Below are 3,413 nucleotides of genomic sequence, written 5' to 3'. Positions count from 1 at the left end.
CATCCTCCCCGACGTGCCCGCGTGGATCGTGGCCGACCGCGGGTATGCGTCCGATGCCTTCCGGCAGCACGTGTGGGGCCTCGGCGCCCGCCCGGCTGTCGCGGCCAAGAGCAACGAAGCGCCGGTTGCCTGCCCAGCCTGGATCTACAACAACCGCAATCTCGTCGAGCGCCTGTGGGCCCGGCTGAAAGAATGGCGCGCCATTGCCACCCGCTACGAGAAGACCGCCGTCTCCTTCATGGGAGTACTGTGCCTCGCCGCTGCTCTCCACTGGCTCAAGCCCTAACAGGCCCTAAGCCAAGTCATAGATATACCAAGTCGGACAAAGCAACAAACCGGAGTCGACTGCGCATTCGGTGATACCAAAAAATAATTATTCCTAAGTTTTTCGGTCATTGCTCGGACTGAAATTTCGTACTGCTTGATATCGCGGCCGGACAATATGGAGATCCGCGCTCCTTACCACCTTATTTGAATTGATAGGATCGCAATTGTCATGCGCAACTAAATGCAGTCTATTCATCCATCCTTGATCGTTGGGGGAGGTAAACGCTTGTAATGATCGGCGCCAAATTTTAGACGGCGCGATTCAGAGGCCGTTTCTCTTCGTGTCTGCGCTCCCGCTCATGGGCGTTGGGCATCCTTGTGTCTGGCTGGTTTCCCTTGGAGGTGTTCTGATGACCAAAGGCGTTGTTGGCTTTGCCGCTTCTGCTATAGCTTCTGTCTTGATCGCGGGCTGCGCCTCCCCGACCAAGACCGCGTCGAGCAGCGCCACCGTCAAAAAGGGAATGCCCTCCACCTCGCCCGAAAAGGAATATTTGTGGCAGACTGAGTGTGAGGCGCGTTGTGTGGCGTATATTACAGATAAAAGTGGGAAGCACCGACTATGGGAAAAGCCCATTACGAGGCAAGAATACGAAAACATACATCGTTACCGGTCGCTTACAGAGCTTGAGGTTAAAAGCGGATTTCATCCCACCATTCAATATAAGTACCTTCCGGAAGGACGCGAAGGCGCTGATATCATTGCAAAAAAGAAAGAGATCGACCAGACGTCTGCGCAGTATGCTCGCTCCCGGAGCAGCCAAGAAGCGGCCGAATTGCGTGAGCTTGAGGAAGAACTGGCATACCAGCGGCGGCGGAACGCGCAAGACATGCAGACGGTGCTGAATTTCGGTCAGCAGCTTAACGCGATGAACGAGATCAACCGACGCAACACGCTGCGCACCGCGCCCGACTACGACCCCTGCACGGCAGGAACGAGCGATTGCCGCCGCGGGTCATCGGGCGGAATGCCGTATGATGGCACGACATCACCGAGGATTCCCCAGTATTCCTACGCCCAACCCGACCGTCAGCCGGAGCGGCGCCCGGCGCGGCAATCCTATCCTCCTAGCAATTGTATTCAGCCCGCCGTGAAGCCTGGAAGCAGCCTGGAGATGTTAAAGAACTTCTGTTCGGAAAGCATGGAAGCTCACTGGTGTGATGAGCCAAGTTGCACCACTGGTGGCGGGATGTGGACCATCGGTGCCGGTGAGTACAGCAGTGTCGGACCTAAAAAGGGCGGCCGTGTTTGGTCTTGCCGTAAAAATGATGGTTTCGATTCCTCAACCAAGATGTGCCTCCACTAACGATCGGCGTGTTGCAGGGAGGCGAGCGGGCAAGAGATTGCCCCAGCCCTGTTGGTGATCAGGTGACGCGGACGGCGTTTGGGCGTCCGAGGTCGATCATGCGGTTGAGGACCAGGACGCCAATGGCGACTTCCGTGGCCTGCGCCTGATCGGAATAGAAGCGCAGCCCCTCGCCGAGGATGCCCTTCCAGCGCGCCATTTGGCTCTCCACGCCGGCCCTCTTGTTATAGCCTCTGGTCCGTTGCCAAGTCATCCGCCCGGTCTCGGCGATTATCTGGATGTGACGGTCGCGTTGGGTGGGAGCGGTCTCGGCCGTGTCGCTGAGCACGGCATCGCGGCGCGGTGGCGCCACCACCGCGGCCTCGGGATGGCGCTCGTGGACCGCCGCATAGACCCCGGTTCGGTCGTAGGCACCGTCGCCGGTCACCGAGGCCACGGGCTCGGCGACCTGATCGAGCAAGGGGGCTACCTGCGAGGCATCATCGATGCCGCGCTCGGTCAGCGTGGCCGCAACGATCCGGCCGCTGCCCGCGTCCATCCCGAGGTGCAGGGCGCGCCAGGAACGCCGCCGCTTCGTGCCGTGCTTCTCAAACAGCCATTCGCCCGGCCCACACAGCTTCAGCCCGGTGCTGTCCACTAGAGCAAATTCCTGTTGCGTACGAAGAACCGAAGTGCGGCTTGGCTGTTGAAGCGATTGACCCATTGTGGAGGGTGTCGCGATGAGCCGAGCCTATTCGACGGATTTGCGGGAACGTGTGCTCCGGGCCTGTGAGGCTGGTGGGGAGCCGCAAGCCTCAGTCGCCCGCCGCTTCGAGGTGGCGGAAGCGACGGTGTCGAGCTGGCGCAAACAGGCGCGCGAGGAGGGCTATCATGAGGCCAAGGGGCACGCCGGCGGGCGCGTGATGCTGGCCGGCGATCTTCCGGTGCTGGATGCGGTGGCGGCCGAACACCCCGGTGCGCAGTTGGCCGAATACGCGCGCTTGGTCGAGGAGCGCACCGGCCGCCGCCACTCGCCGCCCGCGCTGTGCCGGGCCTTGCGGCGGCTCGGCTGGCGTCGAAAGAAAAGTCTCTCCACGCCAGCGAGCACGAACGCGCCGATGTTCAGGCGGATCGCCAAGCCTGGCGCGAGGACCAGCCCGCTTGGCGCGCCGAGGACCTGATCTTCCTCGACGAAAGCGGCATCGACACCGCCATGACGCGGCGCTACGCCCGGGCCCAAGGCGGGGCCCGGGCGGTCGGCGATGCTCCAGCCGGCCATTGGCGGCGCCTCACTCTGCTCGGGGCTCTGGGCGTGGACGGGCTGGTCGCCATGATGACGGTGGCGCGCGCGACCGACACCGAGGTCTTCCTGGCTTTCGTCGAGCAGGTGCTGCGGCCCGCCCTCCAGGACCGTCCGCACCCCATCGTCGTGCTCGACCGGCTTGGCGCACACCGCAGCCCGCGCGTGCGCGCCGCCTTCGAAGCCGCGGGCGTGGAAATCCGCTTCCTGCCCGCCTATTCCCCGACTTCAACCCCATCGAACCTGGCTGGTCCAAGATCAAGACGACCTTGCGCACCGCCGCCGCGCGCACCCGGGACGCTTTGGAGGATGCCTTGCCCGGTGTCCTGGACACCGTCACCGCCTCCAATGCCCGCGGCTGGTTTCGCCACTGTGGTTACCAAACCGCCTAGCATAAGATTCAGGAGCAACAGGAATTTGCTCTAGCAGGGTGCGGAAAAACGAACATATTTCGGCCTTTTGCCTCTGTTGAGGATAAAAATGCGGGTTTCAGCGGGCGATTT

General features: G+C 62.0%; 5 protein-coding genes. 4 read left to right on the top strand and 1 reads right to left on the bottom strand.

Annotation, left to right across the window (positions count from 1 at the left end):
- Both Q4I23_RS31665 and Q4I23_RS31660 read left to right on the top strand, forming a co-directional pair.
- The coding region (locus tag Q4I23_RS31665) for a transposase (protein ID WP_498528854.1) at positions 1-286 on the top strand (286 nt) is incomplete at its 5' end.
- Positions 287-677: 391 nt separating this feature from the next.
- The gene (locus Q4I23_RS31660) at positions 678-1,631 is read left to right on the top strand and encodes a hypothetical protein (RefSeq protein WP_498528853.1); all 954 of its coding nucleotides are present in this window, start codon (positions 678-680) and stop codon (positions 1,629-1,631) included.
- A gap of 58 nt (positions 1,632-1,689) precedes the next feature.
- Here Q4I23_RS31660 and Q4I23_RS31655 read toward each other — a convergent pair whose 3' ends face one another.
- A complete protein-coding gene (locus Q4I23_RS31655; protein WP_498528852.1) occupies positions 1,690-2,334 on the bottom strand; it encodes an IS5 family transposase in 645 nt (214 codons plus the stop codon).
- A 16-nt stretch (positions 2,335-2,350) separates the two neighbouring features.
- On the opposite strand from Q4I23_RS31655, the gene Q4I23_RS31650 reads away from it, so the two are divergent.
- A complete protein-coding gene (locus Q4I23_RS31650; RefSeq protein WP_498528851.1) occupies positions 2,351-2,791 on the top strand; it encodes a helix-turn-helix domain-containing protein in 441 nt (146 codons plus the stop codon).
- A 32-nt stretch (positions 2,792-2,823) separates the two neighbouring features.
- Complete coding sequence (locus tag Q4I23_RS31645) at positions 2,824-3,336, top strand: transposase (RefSeq protein ID WP_498528850.1); 513 nt, start codon at positions 2,824-2,826, stop codon at positions 3,334-3,336.
- Positions 3,337-3,413 lie beyond the last annotated feature (77 nt).

Source organism: Azospirillum sp. UFLA03-27, assembly GCF_059803775.1.
Note: the sequence above shows the minus strand (reverse complement) of the source record. Positions and strands in the feature narration are given on the sequence as shown.